Raw genomic sequence first — 24667 nt, forward strand, 5'->3', positions numbered from 1 at the left:
GTCTCTCTTTTAGTAACCTTATTCTTTAAAAAACAAGGAAATCCTTTATTTTCAGGAGTTCTTATTAAAATAGAAACCTTACCCCTGCATTCAATAAAAAATGGAGAGCCTGAGCTCCCCATTTTTTATTGAATATACTAAAGATTAAATATACTTACCGGCTATTATGCCTCTTTCAGTCTAGCCGCAACAGCAGCCATTTCACTGGCTGCTACATAGCCAAACACCATCGATGGACCGATCGTTGCACCAGGTCCAGGATACGTTTCTCCCATAACAGAGGCCGCACAATTTCCAGTTGCATATAGTCCTTGGATCGGCTGCCCGTTTTCTTGCATAACCCTTGCCAAATCATCCGTAACTAAACCGCCTTTTGTCCCTATATCTCCAGGATAAATTGGAATCGCATAGAAAGGTGCTTTTTCCAATGGAGCTAGATTAGGATTTTTCAAGGTTGGATCCCCGTAGTAGCGGTCATAAGCGCTTTCCCCACGCTTAAAGTCTTGATCTTTGCCATCAACGGCAAATTTATTAAAGCGTTTTATGGTTGCCGCAAGTTTCTTCGGTGAAATCCCGATGCCTTCAGCTAATTCCTCCGGTGTATGCCCTACCTTTAAATACCCTGTTTCTGCCCATGTTTTTGGGAATGATTGTCCCGGCATGATGCCAAAGACCAGGTATCGTTTTTTCACGGTTTGATCAAATATCATCCAAGAAGGAACAGTTGTTGCCTCTGATTGGTTGTTTTCATACATTTTATCAACAAACTCATGATAAGGGACTGATTCATTTAAATAACGCTCCCCTTTACTGTTCACAATAATCAGACCTGGTGTTGCACGTTCAGCAACAGGCATAAAGGCTGGAGTACCAGGTGGAATGGATGTTGGCGTTCCCCACATCTTATCCATTAAATCCAATTTTGCACCTAATTTACGGCTCGCTTCAATGATATCACCCGTTTGCCCTTCGGATGATAAGGTCCAATCTGTTTTCGTTGGCTGCGGCAAGTATTTTTCACGAAGCTTACGATTGTGTGAAAAACCTCCAGAGGCGAAAATGACCCCATGCTTTGCTTCGATTTTCATTTTCTTCCCCTTTTGTTCAACGACAATGCCTGACACACGATTATTTTCGAATATAAGATCATGAAAAGGAGTTGACAGCCAGACCTCCCCGCCAGCTTCTTTTAACGAAGTATATAATCGCGCAACAAGTGCCTCTCCAAGAGTGGTAGGCTTATATGAACTAAGCTTCGTTCGAATAAGGCGCATGCCTACTTTCAATGATGTTGTTTTTCCAATCCAAGTCCTTGTAATCATATTCACTTTATGAAATTCACTAGACTTTAGCACCATCCCTTTCGTTGGCAGTCCAGCTTTTCTCAAATTCTTTTCATCTTCTCCTAGTTTATTGAGATCAAACAGCTGTGCTTCCATTGCCCGCCCATTCGGATTTCCGCCAGGAAGCTCAGGATAATAATCAGAATATCCAGGGGTATATTCCCATCTAACATGTTCTGTATTTTCATGGAGGTACTTTATCATCTCCGGACCTCTACGTAGGTAAGCATCCTTTAAGGATTTGGGCACACGATTACCTATGGCTGCATCCATATAAGCACTTGCTTGCTCGTAGGAGTCCTCTACCCCAGCCTCTTTAAGATAGAGGTTATTAGGCACCCATACCGTGCCACCGGATTTAGACGTTGAACCTCCAAAAAGCTCTGTTTTTTCCACAACTATCGCAGAAAGCCCTCGCAATCTAGCGGTTAAAGCTGCAGTCAATCCTCCTGCTCCTGATCCAACGACTACCACATCAAAACTGGAATCCCATTGTTTACTCAAATCTTCAATCCTCCCCTACAAATGTATCCTAGCCTAATAATAATATGATATAATACAATTTCAAAAAGAGGGAAAATTCAATCAATTAAAGAAAATATAGATCCCCTTTTACCTACTATAATGTTCTAAGGTCAAATCAATCAATCAGTAAAATTCTATTAATTGTATAGATAAACAACAGATATCATAAATGTGTATATAAAAAATAATAGGAGCAGCAGACAATTATGGATAAAAATATCGATAGACGAGTACGCAGAACAAAGGCACAGCTCAAGCAAGCTTTTATCAAATTAATGGAAATAAAAAGCTATGACCAAATTACCGTGACGGACATTGTGAATCAGGCAGATTATAATCGGGCAACCTTCTACCGGCATTATAATTTTAAAGAAGAATTGGCAGAAGAAATAATCTCTGACAGAACGAGGGAGCTTATAGAAACATTTAAATATCCCTACAAAAGAAAAACACTTATTCATATGAACACTCTATCCCATTCAGACATTATTATATTTGACTACATTATGGAAAATAAAGATTTCTACAAGCTTTGGGAAAAATTCAAATCAATACCTGGATTTGAGGAATCGTTCTTACAATCCATCGCGAAATTTTTCAAAAAGGACATTATTCTATTAACACCCAATGATTCTAACTTGGATAATAATCTTTATACATCCTTTTATGCCAATGGAATTCTAGGTCTGATTATGGACTGGATAAAGAACGGACTTGAACCGGACCCAGACTATATGGCAAAGCAGCTTGTAAAAATATTAAATTACTATCCAGCAGTGTCGTTTATAGGAAACAGGGAGACGAGAATTCTCCCTTAACTTTGGTTTCATATCATGCTTTCTAAAACAATTACGATTCAAAAGGATTATAAAAACGGTTTCCGTCATGAAAGGTAACTACCATTGCAGTCACAAAGATTACTCCAAATACAAATAGTGTTACATAATCTCCTCTCTGAAAGGGGCGCGCACTATACCAGGTCCTTTTGTTACTTTTTCCAAAACCGCGAAGTTCCATTGCATTACTTATTGTCTCAATCTTATCAAGACTAGATAAAATAAGCGGAAATATTATGGAGGCAGCATTTTTTATGCGGATTGGCAATTTTTCTTTTTTGGACATATCAATCCCCCGAGCTTGCTGCGAAAGAGCAATGGTTCGAAAATCCCGTTGAACATCAGGTATATAACGAAGTGCCAAAGCAACAGCATAAGAGATTCGATAGCTCACACCAATTTTGTTCAATGAAGCCGCAAATTCACTTGGGTGAGTCGTAACAATGAAGAGTAATGCTATTGGGATAACGGCGAAATATTTTAACGTTACATTGCATTGGTAAAAAATTTGTTCGATTGTGACATCATATCTTCCAGCTATCTCAATTAAAACATGACTGCTGCCATAGATTTTCACTCCCTCTTGAGGAGAGAATAGATAAATAGCCAGATTATTGATGAACAAGAAAACCAGAATAAATATAAGAACGAATGAAACTTCAGATACCTTTATTTTTGAAACAATAAAAATGACAATACTAAAAATAAAAAGAAAGGCAAGAATACGAGTATCATACGTCAGCATTGCAGCAGACGACCATACAATAAAGCAAATGAGCTTTGTTACTCCGGTTAGCTGATGGATAAGAGTTTTTCGGTCAATATACGATAGCATTTCTACTGCCATTGTCTTCTAACCTCCCGATCATATGCAATAAAATGCTCAACAAATTCCTTTGGCTCTTTTATCCCCACACGTTTCGCTAGAACCAATAGAGAGGTTTCCTTTAAATTCGCCTGACGCGTAATCTCTGAATCAGTCAAAATCATTGATGGCGGATCATCAGCTATGATTCTCCCCTTGTTCATTACGATCGCCCGTGTTGTATATTCAAGCATCAAATGCATATCATGCGTGATTAGTAGAATCGTCATTCCCTGGCGATTTAATTCTGCCAAAAAGTCCATCATTTCCGTATAATGCCGTAGATCTTGTCCAGCTGTCGGCTCGTCCAAAATCATAACCTCAGGCTCCAATACTAATATGGATGCAATGGTCACACGTTTCTTTTGCCCAAAGCTTAATGCCGATATAGGCCAATTTCGGAATGGATAAAGCCCACAAATTTTAAGCACTTTCTCCACTTGCTTCTTCGCCTCATTCTCAGGGACACCTCGAATAATAAGACCTAATGCAACCTCATCAAAAACGAGATGCTTCGAAATCATATGGTTCGGGTTTTGCATGACCATTCCTATCCGAAAAGATCGTTCCTTAATCGTATCACCAGTTATGTCTTGTTCTTTAAAAAGGATACTACCTGAGCGAGGCTTTTCAAATCCGCATATGATCTTTGATAGGGTTGACTTTCCCGCCCCATTTTTGCCAACAATACTTACCATTTCCCCTTTCTCTACAGACAACGATATTCCCTTGATTGTTTCATGACCGGGAGCATAACGAAAAGATATATCCTTCAATTGAAGGATAGGTAATTTTATTTCTTTTGGCACCGCTTCATTGGCTTTCTCAAACCAATCTAAAAGTTTATCTTTGCAGCTTTCTATGGAAAATGAGTGCAGTTGTGAAGGCTTCATTTCCTCTATCACATCACATCCTGCATATTTAGCCGCTCTAACATATAATGGCTCACGAATATGGCTAGATTCTAGGATTACACTAGATAAAAGCTTATCTGGACACATATCAGCAACGATACGGCCATCATCAACAACAATAATACGGTCCACATGTCGATGCAGTACATCCTCTAAGCGATGCTCAATAATAACGACTGTCGTATTCGTTTCTTTATGAATTCGATCAATTAATTCTATCGCATATTGACCAGTGGCAGGATCAAGGTTTGCAAGAGGTTCGTCAAATAATATGATCTCAACCTTATCCACCATCACTCCTGCGAGTGATACTCTTTGTTTTTGTCCCCCTGAAAGATGATGAATAGAGGATGATAGATACTCATCCATTTCTACCGTTTTTACCGTCTCCTCTACTAGATTCTTCATGATCCCTTGTTCCGTACTGTCATTTTCCAAGGAAAAGGCAATATCCTCTCCTACTGTTAGTCCAATAAATTGTCCATCAGGATCTTGCAAAACAGTCCCCACTATTTTCGACCGAGAAAAGATATCTAAACTATGCGCATCTTTTCCCATAATCTTAAGGCTTCCAGTCGCTTCACCTTTATAAGAAAAGGGGACAAGCCCGTTGATACAATGACCAATCGTGCTTTTCCCCGAGCCAGAAGGTCCTACAATTAATACCTTTTCACCTTCGAAAATAGTAATATTAATATCATGAAGGGTTGGCGCTGCCTGACTATGATACTTAAAACTATAGTTGTTAAATTCAATGACTCTCTTTTTCATTTTTTTCTCCTAGCCACACTTTTTTAGGATTAGCAAATAATGAATCTATAACTCTCTATGCAAGCTATTGCTTCGACTGCGTGTTTTAGCATATCCCAATAATAATAATGTTCCAATCACACCGACTGTTACCATGTTCGACAAGCCGGCAAAAAGTCCTTGCAGAAAAACTTTGTTTGCTGGCTCTGCATAGATTAAAATATCCAATGCCGGTGCGACTAAAAACCAACCGAAACCTTGAGCAATAACCTGAACAATGTTAAAAGTAATGATTTTTTTTGTATTAAAAATTCCTGATTCAATATCCAATTTCTTTGCCGCCAGACCAATTAATAGTCCTACAATCATTGATACAGCCACCCAGCTCCACCAAACGGATCCATATGAAATCGCATCATTGAGTGCATGACCGATTAAGCCAATTAACCCGCCAGCAATTGGACCAAAGACAACAGCCATTAAAGCTAAAAATGCATAAGATGTTTGAATCGAGGTATTTGGAACTGGTGAAGGCACAGCGGCAAATTTCGCTAAAATAATGAATACAGCTGCTCCAATTCCAATTGCCACAATTGTTTTAATAGATAATTGATTTCCTTTCAAGCTAAACATCCCCTTTTACAAATTTGTATTTAATTATATGCAATATTCGGAACTTTTTGTATAAATATTTTCCAGTTTGCACCTGATTGGACATGATAAGCCTTTGCAAAAGATCCTTGATTCAGTGCAACGCCAATTTTATCCAGTGAATTTACATAAAGCAATGGTTCACCTAAATGACTATCCGCGAATGATCTTCCAAATGTCATAATATTTTTATACACCTGACGTGTTTCATTCTCGATCTTTACTTCGAAAGAATCACCGTATTCAATTTCCAGTTGCTTAAACAATTCGCGGTCAATATTGGTCCACAGATTACCGAATCGAATATCAAGAATATCAATGTTTCCTATAATTTTCCTCTTATTCAGGCTTGCATCAGTCACCGGCAGCTCAATAATAGAATCAACGTCAATCTCGGGACCCACTTGTTCAAAAGGAATGACCCCTGATGTAAGTCTGGCACCAGTAAATGCATACACATCACGGCCATGGAATGTATAAGACTCCCCAGATTTCGGCAGACGATTCACTTTCTCATCAATGATTCTTGCTTCAACTATGCCAATGTGCTTCTTAATCTGCGTTAGTGTTCCATTGTCAGGTGTTGTGATGTAATGATTTGTTGATGTTTTTACAACAATGCTTCTTCGCTCAGACCCTACACCTGGGTCGACAACAGATACGAATACCGTACCTTCTGGCCAATATGAAATTGTTTGGTATAAGCGATACGCTCCCTCCCAAATATTGTATTGAGGAATATCATGGGTAAGGTCAAAAACCCGAACGGAAGGATTCACAGACAGCGCAACACCATACATGGCACTTACCGCACCATCCCCCATACCAAAATCCGATTGCAATACTAAAAAATTATTCATGTTAGCTCCTCCAATCATTTTTCTTTTAAAACTAAACATTTTTTTAGAAAAACAAAAAAACCACGTCAATATCCAACTGGATAAGGACGTGGTTTATTCACGTGGTACCACCTTACTTTACTGTTTGCTCACACAAAACAGCCTTAACAAGTACACGGGTGTATCAATTCTCCCTAAATACTGTGGTATGGATAACGAGTACCAAATCTCGTCGGAACCTACTCGTATCTTTAAATACTTTCAGCACGAAACTCAGAGGCCATTGTTCAGATAAGTATTTTTGCTTCTTTTCAGCTACCGAAGCTCTCTGTGTAAAATAGCTTAATCCTACTTTTTCTCTTCATCGTTTTTAATTATTTTCATAATAATTCAATAATTTAAAATTTATTATTTTTGATTATAATTGATACATTTAAATTGTGCAAGGAATTTTAAAAATACACTTTAAAGGAATTAAAATTTAAAACGTCCCTACTTATAAGTAGAGACGTCTTTTTAATTTACTCCTGTGATTGCGGTGAAGGCTTGCCCGCTTCCAATAATATTTTGCTTCGGCCTAAAAGAATCGCTAGTACGATCATGAATACTCCCGTTCCTATTAGCAGCCATTCAATTTTAACAAAGTCAGCGATTGGACCAAATATGAGCATGCCAAGCGGCATCATTGAGGTTGAGATCATCCCCATTACCCCAAAAACTCTGCCTAAATAATCTTCTTCTATTTTCTCCTGCAGCAGCACTGTTGCTGGCGTATTAAAAATAGGCATGGCAACTCCGAATAGTGCCATGAAAATTAAATAAATCCAAAAACCAGGAACAATGCCAAGTGCAAATGTACAGGCTCCCATTATGACACTAGCAAACCCCATAGTTTTCACTTTATTCGGGAACCCTCCCCAGGAAGCAATAATACCTCCACCAACCATCATACCAATGGAGAAGGCAATTTCGATTGCAGTCAATCGCCAGACGTCATCGCCAAAGCTTCGTGTCACCTGCAATGGTGTAAGAAAGGCTGCAGGTGCCATCAGTACAAAAAAGACAGCAAAGAATAAGAAGAATTTCTTCAGAAAATCATGCTTATTTACATATTGTAACCCTTGTTTAAAGTCACTGAAGTAACTCGTTGTTTGTTTCTCTGCTGCTTTCTCATGCACAGAGATTTTTAAAAAGGCAAGCAGTGTGACAATTGCGATGGCTGCAGTTATGACATCAATAAAAAATATAATTTCAATTGAGGCCATTCCTAATAAGGCTGCACTCACCATCGGAGATACGAACATGATAACGGCTTGAATACTGCCATTTGCTCCGTTCACCTTTGTTAGTTTATCCTTTGGAACAATTTGCGGTAAAATGGCACCAACGGCAGGCGTTTGAATTCCTGTTCCAAGGGCACGAATTGCCGCCATTACAAAAAGCAGCCAAATTGCGTCATATCCCATTAAAAAGAGAATAGCAAGAATTAATGTTGACAATGCAATAAGACCATCCGCTAACATAATCAGCATTTTTCGATTATATCGATCTGCCCAAACCCCAGCAACTGGGGATAAAAGAAACGTTGGTATAAAACCGCAAATAATATACAGCGTCATCATCATACCAGATTCAGTCTCTAAAGTGATATACCACATAATGGCGTATTGAACTAAAGATGACCCAAAAAGTGAGATCGTTTGGCTAGTTAAAAAGAGAACAATATTCCTTAGCCAATTCTCCTTAGTTTGATTACTTTTTGTTTTCATTGATTAACAACCCATTTCCTATAAAATTTTTTTTATAAATGCTTCACCTACATCCATAAGATTGTACCGCTCTAATTATGACAATAGCTTTTTAAAGACAACAAAAAAAGAGGGCAGACTCATCCCCTCTTTTTTAAATAACCGTTAAATATAGGTTTCCTTAAAAATAAACAGACCAATCCCGTTGCTCTGAACATAGGCAGAGCTATCAAGCGTATTAAATTAACGAATGATAAGTGGGAATCTTAATCTCATTGATGCTGTCAAAAGGAAAACCTCCATTTCATTTATAAGTGATTTAATCATAACAAAAGTGCCTCTTTGATACAAATATTTTTTAAATATTTCACACAAATTTTTTATCTGCCCCCCTAGAAAATTTTAGTATCACTAATTTTTCTAATATAAAGGGATAAAATTATTTCACTCCACATATCTTTTTGCAAAGGAAAATCGTTTTATAAATGATTAAAGAATTTACTTTATATAAAACTTGGGTGGAGGAGAATAGATGAAAGTTCTTATATTAGGAGGCACTCGTTTTTTAGGAAGAGCTTTAGTTGAAGAAGCTTTAGCAAGAGGGCATGAAGTTACCTTATTTAACCGCGGCACGAATAAAGAAATATTCCCTGAGGTTGAACAGTTAATTGGTGATAGAAATATAGATATAGCATCGCTGGAAAGCAGAAAATGGGATGTGTTAATAGATACATGCGGATTTGCTCCTCACCAAATAAAAAAGGTTGCAGATGTGCTGGGAGATAATATTGAGCATTATACATTTATTTCAAGCATCTCTGTCTATAAAGATTGGATTCCACTTAATATTGCGGAAGACTATCCGTTACTATCCATGCTGCCCGAGGATAAATTAGCTGATGTTGAAGCAGGTAAACTCTCCCCTTACGAATATTACGGAGAGCTGAAAGCATTATGTGAAGCAGAAGCAGAAAAACATTGGCCTGGCAGTGTGTTACATGTTAGGGCAGGTCTTCTAGTCGGACCTTTTGATTATACGGATCGTCTTCCATACTGGGTTCAGCGTGTTGCTAAAGGCGGAAACATATTGGTGCCTGGACGCTCATCCCGCCCTGTTCAATTGATTGATATTAAAGATATTGCGTCATGGGTGCTTACTATGGCGGAAAAGAGAAAGGCAGGAACATTCAATGTTACTGGCCCTAAAAATATATTGACGATAGAAGAGCTATTGAACACTTGTAAAGTCGTTTCAAATAGCAATGCCCAATTCGTATGGGCAGAAGAGACATTTTTATTGAAGCACAAAGTACAGCCGTGGACAGAGATGCCGCTATGGATCCCTGAGTGCTCCCCACTAGAAGGTCAAGCAAAACCGTGGAAAGGAACTTTTTCTTTCAATATTGATAAAGCTGTTAATTCTGGTCTTGCCTTTCGTCCTCTTGAGGATACGATTTACGATATTTATCAATCGGAGAAAGTAAGGGATAGCATGGAACGAAGAGCAGGGATCTCACTTACGAAAGAGCAGGTGCTGCTTGAGCTATGTCTACAAGAAAGTAAAAAGGGGGAAATTTGAGAAGGTTCAATACAAAAAAGGAATAACCATAAAAAAAGCTGCCTGTTCCCTTGAATCTGTTGGGGACAGGCACCAATTTTTAGTTAATCATTTATCCACATTTCCATCACGGCTTCTAGTTCTTTATTTAACTCAAGCTTCCTTTCATATAGCTTATTTAGCTGTCCATAATCAATCGGATCAGCTGACATGGCTATATCAATCTCCATTATTTCTCGTTCCAGACTTTCTATCTTTGACAGAGCCTTGGCCTTTGCTGCATCCTTTTTAGGGTTGTCATAAATATTCCTTTGTTTTTTCACTTTCTCACTTTTTACAATAGGAGCTTTATTCTCTAAGATGCCTGCCTTCTCCTTCTCCAATTTAAAATGATCGTAATTACCCTGATAGCTTTTTAATGAGTGATTCTCTAAAACAATCACTCGCTCACAAATTTTATTGATAAAGTATCGGTCATGTGAGATAAAGAAAATGGTCCCGTTAAAGTCCCCCAGTGCCTCTTCAAGGGTTTCGATGGAATCGATATCAAGATGATTCGTAGGCTCATCAAGTATTAATAAATTTATATCTTGAAATAACAACATAGCCAGCTTTAGTCTAATTCTCTCTCCACCTGATAAATGTTTTACTTTTTTGAAGACACTGCTTTTATAAAACATAAACTTAGAAAGATATTCACGTGCTTTGCCTTCGACAATTGAAATATCCTCCCTAAAGGTTTCTAACACCGTATGCTCTTCATTATTAAAAACGATCTTCTGAGGCAAATAAGCACTCATCACATTTGCCCCTAGTTCAATGACCCCATCATCTGGCTGTTCTTCACCTAGAAGCATCTTCAGGAAGGTCGTTTTCCCGCTGCCATTCGGACCGATAAGGCACACTCTTTCACCAAAGGTAATGAGTAAATCTGCTTCCTTAAAAAGCATTTTTTCTTTATAGCATTTAGTCAGTCCGATTGCCTTAATCGTTTCATTTCCTGACCGAACAGCAGCATTCAGGTCCAGTTTCATATTGCGCTTTTCAAATAGAGGCTTTTCAATTCGCTCCATCTTATCCAGCTTCTTTTGGATACTGGCAGCTCTGCGAAAAAACTTATTGTTATCAGCCCTCATTGCCCAGTCTCTCAAGCTCATAACGGTCTTTTCCATGTTATTAATCTTTTTTTGCTGCTCTCTAAAATGTTCATATTGAATCCGCATATTTTCTTCTTTTTGATTTACAAATGAGGAATAATTGCCCTTATAGCATATTGACTCCATATCTTCGATTTCTACAATTTTTGTAACTACATTATCTAAAAAATATCGATCATGGGAAACGATTAAGATAATTCCCTTGTAGCCTTTTAGATAGCCTTCAAGCCATTCAACGGATTCCATATCCAAATGATTTGTAGGTTCATCCAGCAGCAAAATATCCGGATTATGAATCAGGAGCTTTCCAAGGGCAACTGTCGTTTTTTCCCCTCCGCTTAATAAAGCATAATCCTTATTTAAAAAGATCTCATCAAAATGAAGACCTGTACAAACCTTGCTTACTTTTTCTTCCCGTTCATATCCGCCTTTGACTTCAAATAATTGAACAAGGTCACTGTATTTCTTTAAGTTTTTTTCCAACGCTTCATCTTTCAAAATCTTCATTTGCTCTTCTAATTCACGCATTTGCATCTCAATTTGGTCAATATCCTCAAAGGCTAGGTTTAATACATCGATCACTTTTAAGCCTTTTGGAAAATTAGGCATTTGATCAAGATAAGTACTCGTTGCTCCTCTTGGCAAATGAATCAAACCTTCATCATATCCAGGGCTGGAGGTTTGAGGGTAACCTGGGTAGTAATTCATCGGCTCTATTCCTGCAATTAATTTAAGAACCGTACTCTTTCCGCACCCGTTTGCCCCTATGATTCCAACCCTTTCTCCTTCATAAGCTTCGAAGGTTATATTTTTTACTACAAGGGTGGCTTCAATAAACTTTTTCACACCATTTAATTTCAGTTCCAACATACTTTTTCCTTCTTTCATCCATAATGTAAGTTATATCTTTATGGATAAGCTAAAGAAGAGCACTGTACTATTTATTTTCAAAATAAAAGCTCTGTTATAATTGAATGTTGATTTTACTGTGTTTGAGAAATAAATGGAAAAATTCCGTTTAAATTAGGAAATAACCATATTTCCTTAAAAATAAAGGAAGTTTTTCCGTTTATAGTATCCAAATCTTTGGATCTTGTCTTAACTTGAGCAGTTAATCGGAATATCTCCGCTTATATCTGCTTCTTAAGCTTCCTCTCTGTATATTTGCGGGAAATTCTCCGCTAATAAATTTTCATACATACACGAAAATCAACAATGAAAAATAACAGAGCCTAAATAAAAAAGACCATAAGAAGATTATTCTTCTTACAGTCTAATATTCATAGAAAATAATTTACGCAAAGAAATTCTGCATACATTCATGCGCAAATAAAGCACAATCTTATGCATCTAACTTGCGCCAGCTAAATCGAACACTGGCAGTATAAATTATCATCTCGATAGTAGAAAAGTAAGTACCTTCTAAATTGCCGTGATTCCATAAAGAGCATAACAAATAAACCTAACTCAGCTAGGTAATTATCACTCACTATAAAATCTGTATTAATTTAATAAATAAATTAAAATTAGCAATTAGTTGGTTCCATAAACTTACTTTCCCCCTTCCGAATTTTCTTTATTATCCCACTTTTTTGTTTATATGTAAATAACTGTTTCCTGTTTCTCATACGATTAAAAGAGAATCAATCATTTAATCTATGAGAGGATGTATTACTGAAATGATTACTTTTTTCCATTAAATATGTTATTCATTCTTTGAAGCTTCTTTTTAATTTCTGGGTGAATTTGATTCTCCTCTTCAATGATCAAATGGTCAATTTCATATTCTAAAAACATTTCATAAATATACCTTAGCTGGTTCATTTGTTCTGCCGTAGGCTGATTTATAACCATTTGGTTAAGTGTATTAAGTGCACTATCTAAAGAGACACTTAGCTCTGGATTCAATTCACTTGCAGTTTCAAACAATCGCTGTGCATTTCCAAGATCAACAAGGATTGGGTCAAATATTGCAGCTCGATCATGGATTTCCTGTAGATTGTTCTCACTAGCTTCTAAAGCTTGCACCGCTTTATTCGTAAAAGCTTGTTTCATTAATATGTAAGCATCACTGAAAAATGCGTAGGAAGCAGGCTGATTGTACTGCTGAAATAGATTCTCTTTTTTATACAATGTTTCTTTAATGAATCCCTTTGCTTCATGATCGTATATAAGTTTATGAACGGATTTATCAGAATGCCACATCTCTATCATCACAATGCCTGGTTTTCCATCAAAAGTTGCCGTACTAAAGTCGATGGAACCTAATTGAACAAAACCATCATAAAGAGGATAGGTTTTTTCACCGTCATTTACGACCAACAACCATGTCTGTCCATCATCCCATGCAAACACACCATTCTCCATTTTCTCTGCGTTTACATATAGTTCAATTAGTTCATCCTCTCCATCCATATCAATATCAAGAGTGATTTCCTTATATAGCGAACGCGGATAATTTTCAATGTCTTTTGCAAGAATAGTAGCGTACCCATTATTCGATGTTGCCTCAAGAGCTTTTCTTTGTTCCTCCACCGTATTTTGCAAAGCTTTATTTTCAATTGATAATTGTTCAATTTGCCTTTTTAATTTAATTATTTCATTTGCCTCGTCTGCATTTGTCTGATTGGTACAACCAGCTAGCATTGCGGTAACTATCAAAAAAACTATGCAAAGTAAAATCCTCTTCACTTTCCACTCCCCTTTACAATTGGACGAAAAAACAGGAAAAAAGCATCAAAAATTTAAATATCAAAAGCATTTAATCGTCCACAATAGATTTATATATACATATTAACACATCTTTATTGAACATTATGAATTAACAGATAATTTTAATGGACATTTCTCTATCAGGCTCTGATTTCTATTAAAATTCGCTTTCCACTAAAAAAACTGTACCTCCAATGGCAGTCAATTCCGCCAAAATTTGAAGATACAGTCAGTTTATAATTAGTAAAATTCTTCTTTATGCTACTTTTCTAATCTCAATTTTTTTCCCTTTTTTTCGCCATTCTTTATATTCAGCTGCTGCCGTAAAAAGAACGTCAGTAGAAGAATTAAGGGCTGTTTCAAATGAGTCTTGCAATACACCGATAATAAATCCTACTCCAACGACCTGCATAGCCACATCACCTGGGATTCCAAATAAACTGCACGCTAGAGGAATTAATAATAACGAGCCGCCAGCGACACCTGAAGCACCACAAGCACATACAGCTGACAGGACGCTAAGGATGATAGCTGTAGGAAGATCGACTGAAATCCCAAGCGTATGAACCGCAGCAAGTGTCAAAACAGAGATCGTAACAGCTGCACCAGCCATATTGATCGTTGCACCTAATGGAATGGAAACAGAATAACTATCTTTATTTAACCCAAGATCTTTACATAATTTCATATTTACAGGAATGTTTGCAGCCGAACTGCGTGTAAAGAATGCTGTAACTCCACTTTCCTTTAGGCACTTAAAAACAAGTGGATATGGATTTTGCTTAATGATTGTAAATACAATGATTGGATTTACAACTAATGCAACAACTAGCATACAGCCAATTAATACAGCTAGCAGTTTCCCATAGCCTAGTAATGCATCCAATCCATTTGTTGTAATAGACTCAAATACGAGACCCATAATTCCTAATGGGGCAAGCTTGATTACCCATGTAACTAGTTTAGAAACAGCATCTGATAAATTAGTAATTAATGTTTTTGTTGATTCAGCGGCATTTTTCAAAGCCAAGCCAAGCAGAATTGCCCAAGCTAGTATGCCAATATAGTTCGCATTAACAATCGCATTTACTGGATTATCAACAATGTTTAGCAATAATGTTTTTAATACCTCAACAACGCCGCTCGGAGGCGTTACGCCTTCAGCACCCTTCACAAGCGTTAAGCTCGTTGGAAAAATAAAGCTAACAATAACAGCAAGTAATCCAGCTAAGAAGGTTCCTAATAAATAAAGAATAATAACAGACTTCATATTCGTCTTTTGACCACTTTTATGTTGCGAAATTGCTGCCATAACCAAAAAGAGAACTAGCACCGGTGCAATAGCCTTCAAAGCACCTACAAATAAAGAGCCAAAAATAACAACCGGTTTGGCTGTTTCTGGGATCGTTAAAGCCAGAATAATACCAATAACTAAACCAATAATAATTTGTTTGACTAGGCTCACTTGATTCCACTTTTTCAATAAGCTTTTCATAGATGTTCCCCCTTAGTTAAAGTTGCCATAATGTTTGTCATTATTTTTTCTAATAGAGTATAGTTTCTATTAAAAAATAATATAGATAGTTGCTATACATTTACCTAGGTTATAGAGGGCTATCTAAAAGTTCAGCCTACAATGACCATACAAATTTCTGGGATAATTCACTTTTTAATTGGTGAACACTTTTGTAACATTCCTCCCCAGAAGGACATTTGTCTTCTGTATGAATAGTATTATACTGACTTTTTTAATATATTACAATACTATTATTCAATTATGATTCATTTTAATTTATAAAACATTCAAAAAAATATAGAGGAAAGCTTTGTCTATCCACCATATTTCAGCAAATACTATTATTAATTTACATATTCATGCAATAAAAAAACAGCGCTTTAGTCTATAAAACACTGCCAATTCTCGTACCCCATTAGTATGTATTTATTTTCTAGCCTTTAGGTATGCTCAATATAATTTTCGTACCCTTTCCCATTTCACTCTCTACGATTATTTTCCCATTATGATCTTCGATGATTTTTTCACAAATTAATAAGCCTAATCCTGTTCCTTCCTCTTTTGTTGTGACAAAAGGCTGTCCTAAGGTATTTAATATTTCCTTAGGAATGCCTGGACCTTCATCAGCTACATATATATGAACATGATCAATTAAATCCCTTGCAGTAACCGTTATAAACCCCTTTTCCATTGCTTCTATGGAATTTTTAATTAAATTTATTAATACTTGCTTCATTTTCATATCATCACAAGTAATTAGAATGTCACTATGGTCATACTCTAATTGAATCCCAATATTTTTTTTAACAGCCTGAGGTTCCAAGAGTAATTGGACGCTCTCTATTAAATGAAATAAATTGATTTCCTTCTTATTATCTACGTGCGGCTTTGATAGAATCAGGAATTCAGATGATATTTGTGCTATTTTTTCTATTTCCTCATTAATGATATGTAAAAATTTTTGATTCTTACTTTCAGTAGCTTCTATTAGTTTAAGAAAGCCTTTTATAGCCGTTATTGGATTACGAATCTCGTGAGCAATTCCAGCTGCTAGTTCTCCTGCAATAGAGAGTTTTTCCGAACGAATCACTTGGTTCTGTGCCGCTTTTTCTAATTTAATTTGTTCCGAAATAGCTGGGAATAGGACTGGCTTTTTCTTATACAAGTTAGAAGTTGTTAAATGAGTATCAGTCATATGGTATTCATGTGCCTGTAAAATTTCACATAGAATGGAAGATGGCAGTTCAAATCCATCATAAGCACAAACAGATATAAAATTTTCTAATTCACTTACAAAGGACTCACAGCCACACTCATATAATTTCAGACAAGCCATTAAGCTATTTTGGTTTTGTTCTTTCCATGTAACAAACCCCCATGTACGTATGACTCTTTCTTTTAGATGAGGCTCTAGTATGTCCATAAAATTGGCCATCACTTGATTAATATTAAAAACATCGTGAGTTTCATAAAAAACATCCGTATCAGCAAAGATGATTTCTTTTAATTGTTTCTCAGAATAATTGGCAAGCTTAAGCTTATCAATAATATGCTTATAACGGTCTGGTTTATCAATATAAATGACAATTTGGTTTTTGTCGAGACCCTCTGTTATATAGGAAAGTGCGTTTTCAAGATAATAGTTCAAATCAGTGTATGTATAAACAATATGGCACCCTGCTGATAATTCAATATTTGTAGTGAAATTCACTTTATTCCCAATATCTATATTTTGTTCCACCTTGTCACCTTTTTCTAGTGTAGAATCATTTCCACGGTTCTTTGATTCAGAATAATCAAGCAAATTAAAATTCTTATATTTAGTCTATCATTTTTATAACACATGAACAATTTAGCCAGATACAGTACATCTATTTTAAGTGTACTTGATTGTTTAAGATCTACTTATAATCATTTTATTTAAACTTAAATTCATTCTTTAAATGATAAACCTTCTTCTTGTAAGGACCTTCTCATAATTGGTAAAGAAGCTGGTCCAATCCCATGAAGTTTTAAAATTTCTTTTTCCGTGTAATTAGATAGTTCTTGCAAGGTGTCAATCCCTTTATGAACCAATGCATTTCTAGCAGGTGAACTCAGTTTAGAAAGAAATCCACTTTGAGGCTTATTCGCTTTATCACAGGTAGGACAACTTTGACATTCGCTGCTTTTATAAAATGTATGGCCTTTTTCACATACTCTTAAACTTTTTTCTTTTGCCATTACAATCCCTCCAATTTCATTCCATTTATTATTTTTAATTTTATATATGGTATACCTACTCTTTATTATCTGATATACCCTCTGCATGTCCAGATAAATCTAATCTTCTCCGTCTGAAAAAATTCCTGAATTTTTATAGAATCTCGCTCTAAGCTAAAAGACGTTGTTGAATATGATTTAATCAAACAGAAAATACTTTTACTGGTAAGTATTTTTTATCCCCTTGGGAGGTGGAGTTTCTAAGAAATGATAATGGAATATTTTATCCTAGCAGCCATGTGGGTTTTCGGTTTTGTTGGCTTCATTCTGTTTATTCCACACAAAGATCGCCGCAAGGGATTCTTAGCACTCATGGTGTTTCAAGCATTTATCTGGCTTTGTGACATGCCTTCGTTTACATTTGGCTTATTAAGTGCACCTGTCCGGGAGTTCCCGAAAGCTACAGATCTCGCCATTACAATCAATTATTTTTTTTATCCCGTATTATTCTCTATCTATTACGTCAACCAAAAACCTCAGGGAACTAAATGGACAAGATTTACATACTTTTTTGTTTGGATTTCTGCAATCACAATATTTGATATTATTATCGAGAAATATACAGATTTATTAGAATATGGATTCTTGACGTGGTACGGGATGTGGATTTACATTGTGTTTCTCTTTTTCGTGAGTCAAGCCTGCTGTAATTGGTTCTTTAAGGACAAAGCCTTATTTCAAGCAGAACGGCGGGAGACCTAATGAGAATTGAATGGTGGCTCTTATTATCTGTATATGCATTGTCAACAGGAATTCTATTCTTCATTCCAAAAAATAAAATTCGGCTTGCGATAGTAGCGTTCTTGTTCAAACAGATTATCACTTTTCTTATATGTTTAGTAGTCGTAGAGTTAGGGCTGCTTGAATATCCTATTCGATTATTTTCTTCAATCAATCGGACGAGCTTTACGTATGAGTATTATGCTTTTCCCGTCACATGCGCCATCTTTACTGTATGGTATCCCCATGATCGAAGGACTTTTATTAAATTGGGTTATTATATTGCTTTCACTTCTATATTGACTCTCGGTGAGGTCATTATCGAAAAAAATACCGATCTCATCAAATACATACACTGGGAATGGTATATATCTTGGATTACCATCTGTCTTTCGTTTTATCTTACTCGCTCATTTTGTGTTTGGTTTTTCGCACTTAAGTGATTGAATTCTTCTTTCTTTAAAAAAAGGAAGTGGGACAAGGTTCCTATCCCCATACCCACTTATTTTTTTAACCCCTGTTTTGCCAAGTAATTCTCCGCAACCTCAAAAGGGCTTTTCCCTTCTGCATTTACTTGATAATTCATTTCTCTCATTTCATCATCCGTTATTTTTCCAGCTAATTTATTTAAAGCATCCACCATTTCAGGATACTTATGAGCGGTTGCTTCATTTAATAAGGGTGCACCATGATATGGTGGGAATAAGAATTGGTCATCTTCCAATACTTTTAGATTATATTGCCGCAGCTCACTATCCGTAGAATAGGCATCAACTAAATTGATCTCACCTGATTCTACTGCCACATAGCGTAATTTCGGTTCCATCGTTACGAGATTTGGAAACTGAAGGCCATAAAGGGACTGGATGCCCAAATACCCATCTTCACGGTCGGAAAACTCCAAAGTAAACCCCGCAGTTATTTTATCCTCTATGCCTTTCAAATCGGATATAGTTTCTAGCTCATTTTGATCAGCAAAATCGGTCGGTACTGCCAATGCATAGGTATTGTTATATTGCATTGGTTTCAGCATGACCATATGGAACCGCTCCAACAAACCATCTTTTGCTTGTTGATAGACTTCTTCACGATCAGTACTTTTAGCTGTTTCCTGTAAAAACTCAGAAATGGCTGTTCCAGTAAACTCTGGGTAAATATCAATGCTCCCTGATTTAAGTGCATTAAAAACAAAGGAGGTTTTGCCGAGCCCTGGTTTCAATTCCACTTGAAGATTTGTCTCCTCTTCAATTAATATTTTATACATATTGATTAAAATTTCCGGCTCTGAACCGAGTTTTCCAGCAATAACCACTTTTTGGTCTTGATGGCCAATTAAAGGATACACAATGATTATTAACGCCAATAACCCAATTGTACCAATTGTAATAAAGGCTTTCTTAAAAGATAGAAGTTCAAATTTCTTAAGTAAATAATCAAAAAGGATGGCAAGTAAAGCAGCGGGGATTGCACCAAGCAGAATTAGATTTGTATTATTTCTATCAATCCCTAAAAGAATAATATCACCAAGTCCGCCAGCTCCTATCAACGCTGCAAGGGTAGCTGTTCCTACAATCAATACCATCGCTGTCCGGATACCAGCCATAATAATTGGCATTGCAAGCGGTAATTCAACCTTAATTAATCTTTTTCTTGGATTCATTCCCATCGCTCTGGCCGCTTCCACTAATGAAGGATCAACTTCCTTAATTCCTGTATATGTATTTCTTAATATTGGTAATAAAGCATAGGCAACTAAAGCGATGATGGCTGGCATTCTTCCAATTCCGAACAAGGGAATAAGAATACCTAGTAAAGCCAATGAAGGAATGGTTTGGATGACAGATGTGATGCCGATGATTCCTTCAGCTGCCTTTTTATGCCTAGTTAAATAAATTCCCAGGGGAATAGCGATTATTACTGCAAAGAAAAGGGCGATAAAAGAAATCTGGATATGTTCCAATAATGCACGTATTAGTTCATCTTTTCTTTCTAGTAAGACTTGAGTAAACTCATTCATTGTCTGACCCCTTTCTGCAGTATAGCAGATACATATTGCATGACTGACCTGCGATCTATATACCCGATAAGATTCCCATTCTTTTCTATTGCTAGTTGCTCATGTTCATACAAGATTTCCAAAATCTCTTGAACAGGAGTTGATGAAGGTACAATAACTGATGATGCTTCCCCTATTTCAGCTACATTTGCTGTATGAAGTAAATCTTCCAATTTAATGTCATTCGTCCGTGCTCCATATTTAACACCTACAAATTCTTTTACAAAATCATTGACTGGGTGAGTAACTAGTTCATGCGGAGTTCCAATTTGAACAATTTTCCCTTCATTCATTATGCAGATTCGATCTGCCAATTTAAAAGCCTCTTGGATATCATGAGTGACAAAAACCGTCGTCTTTTTAAGATTTTTCTTTAAATCTAACAAATCATCTTGAAGCTTTTCACGGCTTATTGGATCCAAAGCACTATACGGCTCATCCATTAAAATAATCTCAGGATCAGCAGCAAGGGCACGAACAACACCGACTCTTTGTTGTTGGCCGCCAGATAGTTCAATTGGTTTTCTGTTTGCATATATTTCATGGTCTAATCCAACCATATCCATAAGTTCATGTATTCGTTTTTTGATCTTTTCCCTTCGCCATTTTTTCATTTCAGGAACAATCGCAATATTTTCCTCAATGGTCATATGTGGAAATAGAGCAATCTGTTGAAGTACATAGCCAATATTCCATCTTAACTCATGGATATCGTACTCACTTATTTTTTTACCATTAATGGAAATCGTGCCATTCGATAGAGCAATCAACCGATTGATCATTTTTAATGTTGTTGTTTTTCCACACCCACTTGGTCCAATAAGGACAAAAAACTCCCCCTTCCGAATTTCAAATTCTAATGAGTCAACAGCAACGGTTCCATCTGGGTATCTTTTTGATACATTTTTAAATTTAATCATAGAATGATTTCTCCTTGTTATTACAGGATTGGCTCCTTATTTAGAAACTCAGATTCACTAGAAAAAAATTTATTAACATACTTTTCTACCCTTACAAGTACATTTTTTAAACATTCCTTCGACAGTCCGTATTCATTAAATAGTATAGGCATTCCAAATCTATTTCAGAATATGAAATTAGAGCCATCCCCAATGCTTTTATCGAATAATAATGAAATTTTCGTTTCTCAGGCAGTTTTAATAGGAGGGTTAATTACCGAAGATTTCGGTGAACCTGGTGAACTCACACGAACTGTAGGATCGATTGTTCTGGTCTCGATCTTACTGTTTATACTTTCTTTTATTACTTCTTAGAAACCGATGGTGCAGCCTGTGCGTTAGCAGGAACAATTATGCCCCTTTCATTAGTTTTAAAAAACCCCCTTATAGTAAGGGGATCATTTAATCTATTAGAATTTACTTTTGCAGCAAGCAGTGTGAGATAAAGAAATAAATCTAACTACCCAAAAAAGCTATTCTTCTAGCAAATATTCAAAATTTCTATGATTGGTCTGTTGCCCGACGCTCTTCCTTTATAGACATTACTCCAATCAAACCAAGTATGGAGAAGAGAACTGGAGTGATGAAACCGTAGTAGTATCCATCACCAATACTACTTGAAGCATTTTGAAAATGATCCAATACCATTCCAAAAATACTCGGCAGCAAGACGGCACTTAAAAAACCGCCCGTATTCGCAACACCAGAGACTACGCCAGCTTCCTCTATCGGAAAGGTCTGACGTACAACAGCAAAGGTTAAGGCACTGGCTCCATACCCAAAACCAATTAGAAAGAAAAGCATATAAAGCATCAGAACTGGCGGATTTCCTTTAAAAAATAAAAAAGTACACCAACTCAATAATATAGTGATATGCACAACAACATAGGGCCGTTTAATTGTTGCCAATCGGCTTGAAATCCAACTCATCAGAGGCGCACCAATAAGTGCACCGATAAGACCAAACATTATGAGCTGACTTGCAGCAGAACGTGTCATTTCATATACATTCATGCCATAGGGCACAGCCCATGAACCGATAAATCCTACATATGCGCCGACAACACCAAAATGACAAAAGAATAATGACCATGCCTGCCGATTCGAAAATATTCTGCGTAATAAAACCGACGTTTTTTCACGTGATAACTGATTTTTGACAGAAACTGATTCGCTAAGAAGAATTTGTTTTGGCTTTTGTACGAGTACATAATAAAGAAGAATTCCACAAAAACATAATAGAAGGCCCGCTGAAAAAAATGCTGCCCTCCAGCCAAGTAAATGTATCCATGCTGAAAAAGGAACAGTCGCCAAAAGGAAGCCAAGACTTCCAGTCATTCCTGCTATTCCAATTAAGCGCACAAATTCCTTCACTTTAAACCATTGGCCCAAAATTAACACCATATTGACCCAGATCGTCGCATCCCCTGTCCCCGTAAGTACTCTAGCAATAAACAGCACAATTTCATGTGTACCTAGACTATAAATGATTGTTCCTAAACCCGTAAGGATGGCACCGATAATTAGAAAAAAATTGGGTCCATAACGATCAGCCAATATTCCCATTGGAATTTGCAAACTAGTGTATACAAAAAATTGAATGCTTGTCAGTAACCCGATCGTTGATGCAGTTACACTAAAATCCCTCATCACTTGGTCTGTAATTAATCCTGGAGCTGTCCGCTGGCTCGCCATTAATAAATAAGTCAGCAGAACAGAAGAAAATACAACCCATCTAAATCGACTATGTTGTTTGTCCAATGATTTCTACCCCTGTAAGCTTTTACTCTTATATATATGGAGTTCCGCTCTAGGTAGAAATGAAGTTTTTAAAATAAATTAAAATAAAGAAAGGCGGATTATTCTAACGGTTTGGTTGAACCGATAAGCAATCTAGCCCTATGCGGCACAACCAAATCCAACAAACCCAATCATTCCAACCCCTTACAATGATTGCGTACTCGAATAAAAAGTAGTAAACTTTATATAACTTAATTAAATTAATTAATTAAGTTATTATGATAATGAAGCAAGAGAACCGTCCCTTTGCTTCTCATTAAGGAGGCAGCATAAATGAGCCAAACAGCCAATTTAACGGGTGAGTTTCAGTCGATTTTTCATACGACAAAGACTCCTAGAACCTTTTTTGCTCCTGGAAGAATTAACTTAATCGGCGAGCATACAGATTATAACGGCGGACATGTTTTCCCAGCCTCTATCTCTTATGGCACATATGCATTAGGAAGCAAACGGGATGATCAAAAGTTACGTTTTTATTCGTTGAATTTCCCAGAAACCGGTGTAATCGAATGCAATTTAGCTGAATTAGCTTTTAATGAAAAGGACAACTGGGCTAACTATCCTAAAGGAATGGCTCTATTTATGCAAGAAGCAGGCTGCGACATTCTTCAAGGTGCTGATATCCTTTTTTATGGAAATATCCCAAATGGCGCTGGACTTTCCTCTTCCGCATCAATTGAACTGGCAACAGGTGTTTTACTAAATGGATTATTTGATTTAAAAATGGATCGGATGGAAATGATCCGCCTTGGACAAAAGGTTGAAAATCACTATATTGGGGTGAACAGTGGGATTATGGACCAATTTGCCATCGGTATGGGCAAAAAGGATCATGCAATCCTATTAAACTGTCAAACATTAGAGTACAAATATGCCCCCATTGGATTGAATGATTATGTCATTATGGTTATCAATACGAATAAACAACGAACATTAGCTGAGTCGAAATATAACGAGCGACGAATCCAATGTGAACAGGCATTAAGCGATTTACAGCAGAAACTTTCTATTAGTAGTTTAGGCGATTTAACGCCAACAGAATTTGAGATACATAAACATCTTATTCGTGATGAGATCCATCAAAAGCGCGCAAAGCATGCTATATACGAAAACGCCAGAACGTTAGAAGCACTGGAAAAACTACAACAAGGGGAGCTCTATCATTTTGGAAAATTAATGAATGAATCGCATCAATCATTAAGGGATGATTATGAAGTTACAGGTCTTGAGCTTGACACGATTGTTGAGACTGCTTGGGAACAAGATTTCGTTTTAGGCGCACGGATGACAGGTGCTGGTTTTGGCGGCTGTGCAATTGCCATTGTTAAAAAAAACAAAGTAAATGAGTTTAAATATACTATTAACGCGATTTATAAAGAAAAGATTGGCTATGACGTAACCTTTTACACTGCTTCGATCGGTTACGGCGCAAAAGAAATCTTAGAGGGGTGCTAAT

General features: G+C 36.7%; 19 protein-coding genes and 1 other annotated feature. Of the genes, 5 read left to right on the plus strand and 14 right to left on the minus strand.

Features of this window, described 5'->3' with window-relative positions; genetic code table 11:
* Positions 1 to 164: 164 nt before the first annotated feature.
* Positions 165 to 1847: an FAD-dependent oxidoreductase gene (locus tag FI644_RS04825; protein WP_056682691.1), complete on the minus strand. Its 1683-nt coding sequence runs from the start codon at positions 1845 to 1847 to the stop codon at positions 165 to 167.
* Between the two features lie 227 nt (positions 1848 to 2074).
* Between FI644_RS04825 and FI644_RS04830 the strand changes: the two genes are divergently transcribed.
* Positions 2075 to 2686 carry a TetR/AcrR family transcriptional regulator gene (locus FI644_RS04830; protein WP_142108107.1) on the plus strand — a complete coding sequence of 204 codons (612 nt, stop codon included), beginning with the start codon at positions 2075 to 2077 and terminating at the stop codon, positions 2684 to 2686.
* Positions 2687 to 2717: 31 nt separating this feature from the next.
* Here FI644_RS04830 and FI644_RS04835 read toward each other — a convergent pair whose 3' ends face one another.
* The 5 genes from FI644_RS04835 to FI644_RS04855 form a co-directional block, all read right to left on the minus strand.
* Positions 2718 to 3551 carry an energy-coupling factor transporter transmembrane component T family protein gene (locus tag FI644_RS04835; protein WP_142108108.1) on the minus strand — a complete coding sequence of 278 codons (834 nt, stop codon included), beginning with the start codon at positions 3549 to 3551 and terminating at the stop codon, positions 2718 to 2720.
* Positions 3542 to 5254 carry an ABC transporter ATP-binding protein gene (locus FI644_RS04840; RefSeq protein ID WP_056682686.1) on the minus strand — a complete coding sequence of 571 codons (1713 nt, stop codon included), beginning with the start codon at positions 5252 to 5254 and terminating at the stop codon, positions 3542 to 3544. The genes FI644_RS04835 and FI644_RS04840 overlap by 10 nt, the downstream gene beginning before the upstream one ends.
* Positions 5255 to 5299: 45 nt before the next feature.
* Positions 5300 to 5857, minus strand: coding sequence for an ECF-type riboflavin transporter substrate-binding protein (locus FI644_RS04845; protein ID WP_142108109.1), 558 nt, complete (start codon positions 5855 to 5857; stop codon positions 5300 to 5302).
* A 29-nt stretch (positions 5858 to 5886) separates the two neighbouring features.
* Positions 5887 to 6744: an SAM hydrolase/SAM-dependent halogenase family protein gene (locus FI644_RS04850; RefSeq protein ID WP_142108110.1), complete on the minus strand. Its 858-nt coding sequence runs from the start codon at positions 6742 to 6744 to the stop codon at positions 5887 to 5889.
* A 79-nt stretch (positions 6745 to 6823) separates the two neighbouring features.
* Positions 6824 to 7097: a binding site (T-box leader), on the minus strand.
* 147 nt (positions 7098 to 7244) lie between these two features.
* Positions 7245 to 8492 carry an MFS transporter gene (locus FI644_RS04855; protein ID WP_056682682.1) on the minus strand — a complete coding sequence of 416 codons (1248 nt, stop codon included), beginning with the start codon at positions 8490 to 8492 and terminating at the stop codon, positions 7245 to 7247.
* Between the two features lie 511 nt (positions 8493 to 9003).
* Here FI644_RS04855 and FI644_RS04860 point away from each other — a divergent pair.
* Complete coding sequence (locus FI644_RS04860) at positions 9004 to 10050, plus strand: SDR family oxidoreductase (protein WP_142108111.1); 1047 nt, start codon at positions 9004 to 9006, stop codon at positions 10048 to 10050.
* 83 nt (positions 10051 to 10133) lie between these two features.
* On the opposite strand, the gene abc-f is transcribed toward FI644_RS04860, so the two are convergent.
* The 5 genes from abc-f to FI644_RS04885 all read right to left on the minus strand — a co-directional run bounded on the left by abc-f (position 10134) and on the right by FI644_RS04885 (position 17637).
* Entirely contained in the window at positions 10134 to 12056 is a 1923-nt protein-coding gene (gene abc-f, locus FI644_RS04865) for a ribosomal protection-like ABC-F family protein (RefSeq protein ID WP_142108112.1), read from the minus strand.
* 813 nt (positions 12057 to 12869) lie between these two features.
* The gene (locus FI644_RS04870) at positions 12870 to 13877 is read right to left on the minus strand and encodes a SadB/YajI family lipoprotein (protein ID WP_056682674.1); all 1008 of its coding nucleotides are present in this window, start codon (positions 13875 to 13877) and stop codon (positions 12870 to 12872) included.
* Between the two features lie 277 nt (positions 13878 to 14154).
* Complete coding sequence (gene sstT, locus FI644_RS04875) at positions 14155 to 15393, minus strand: serine/threonine transporter SstT (protein ID WP_056682671.1); 1239 nt, start codon at positions 15391 to 15393, stop codon at positions 14155 to 14157.
* A 454-nt stretch (positions 15394 to 15847) separates the two neighbouring features.
* Complete coding sequence (locus tag FI644_RS04880) at positions 15848 to 17155, minus strand: ATP-binding protein (RefSeq protein WP_181758181.1); 1308 nt, start codon at positions 17153 to 17155, stop codon at positions 15848 to 15850.
* 191 nt (positions 17156 to 17346) lie between these two features.
* The gene (locus tag FI644_RS04885) at positions 17347 to 17637 is read right to left on the minus strand and encodes an RNA polymerase alpha subunit C-terminal domain-containing protein (protein WP_053478992.1); all 291 of its coding nucleotides are present in this window, start codon (positions 17635 to 17637) and stop codon (positions 17347 to 17349) included.
* 246 nt (positions 17638 to 17883) lie between these two features.
* Between FI644_RS04885 and FI644_RS04890 the strand changes: the two genes are divergently transcribed.
* On the plus strand, positions 17884 to 18378 hold the full coding sequence (locus FI644_RS04890; protein ID WP_053478993.1) for a CBO0543 family protein: 495 nt from the start codon (positions 17884 to 17886) through the stop codon (positions 18376 to 18378).
* Positions 18378 to 18839 (plus strand): CBO0543 family protein, encoded by a 462-nt coding sequence (locus tag FI644_RS04895; RefSeq protein WP_142108113.1) that lies wholly within the window; start codon positions 18378 to 18380, stop codon positions 18837 to 18839. The genes FI644_RS04890 and FI644_RS04895 overlap by 1 nt, the downstream gene beginning before the upstream one ends.
* Positions 18840 to 18898: 59 nt before the next feature.
* Here FI644_RS04895 and opuFB read toward each other — a convergent pair whose 3' ends face one another.
* The 3 genes from opuFB to FI644_RS04910 all read right to left on the minus strand — a co-directional run bounded on the left by opuFB (position 18899) and on the right by FI644_RS04910 (position 23172).
* Positions 18899 to 20413, minus strand: coding sequence for an osmoprotectant update ABC transporter permease/substrate-binding subunit OpuFB (gene opuFB / locus FI644_RS04900; RefSeq protein ID WP_053478995.1), 1515 nt, complete (start codon positions 20411 to 20413; stop codon positions 18899 to 18901).
* Positions 20410 to 21372 (minus strand): ABC transporter ATP-binding protein, encoded by a 963-nt coding sequence (locus FI644_RS04905; RefSeq protein WP_053478996.1) that lies wholly within the window; start codon positions 21370 to 21372, stop codon positions 20410 to 20412. Before FI644_RS04905 ends, opuFB begins: the two co-directional genes overlap by 4 nt.
* A gap of 540 nt (positions 21373 to 21912) precedes the next feature.
* On the minus strand, positions 21913 to 23172 hold the full coding sequence (locus tag FI644_RS04910) for an MFS transporter (protein ID WP_053478998.1): 1260 nt from the start codon (positions 23170 to 23172) through the stop codon (positions 21913 to 21915).
* A gap of 312 nt (positions 23173 to 23484) precedes the next feature.
* Between FI644_RS04910 and FI644_RS04915 the strand changes: the two genes are divergently transcribed.
* Positions 23485 to 24666, plus strand: a complete 1182-nt coding sequence (locus tag FI644_RS04915) for a galactokinase (protein ID WP_142108114.1) — start codon at positions 23485 to 23487, stop codon at positions 24664 to 24666.
* Position 24667 lies beyond the last annotated feature (1 nt).

Origin of the sequence: Cytobacillus solani (assembly GCF_006704205.1) — a bacterium.
In the GTDB taxonomy this organism is placed as follows: Bacteria; Bacillota; Bacilli; order Bacillales; family Cytobacillaceae; genus Cytobacillus; species Cytobacillus solani.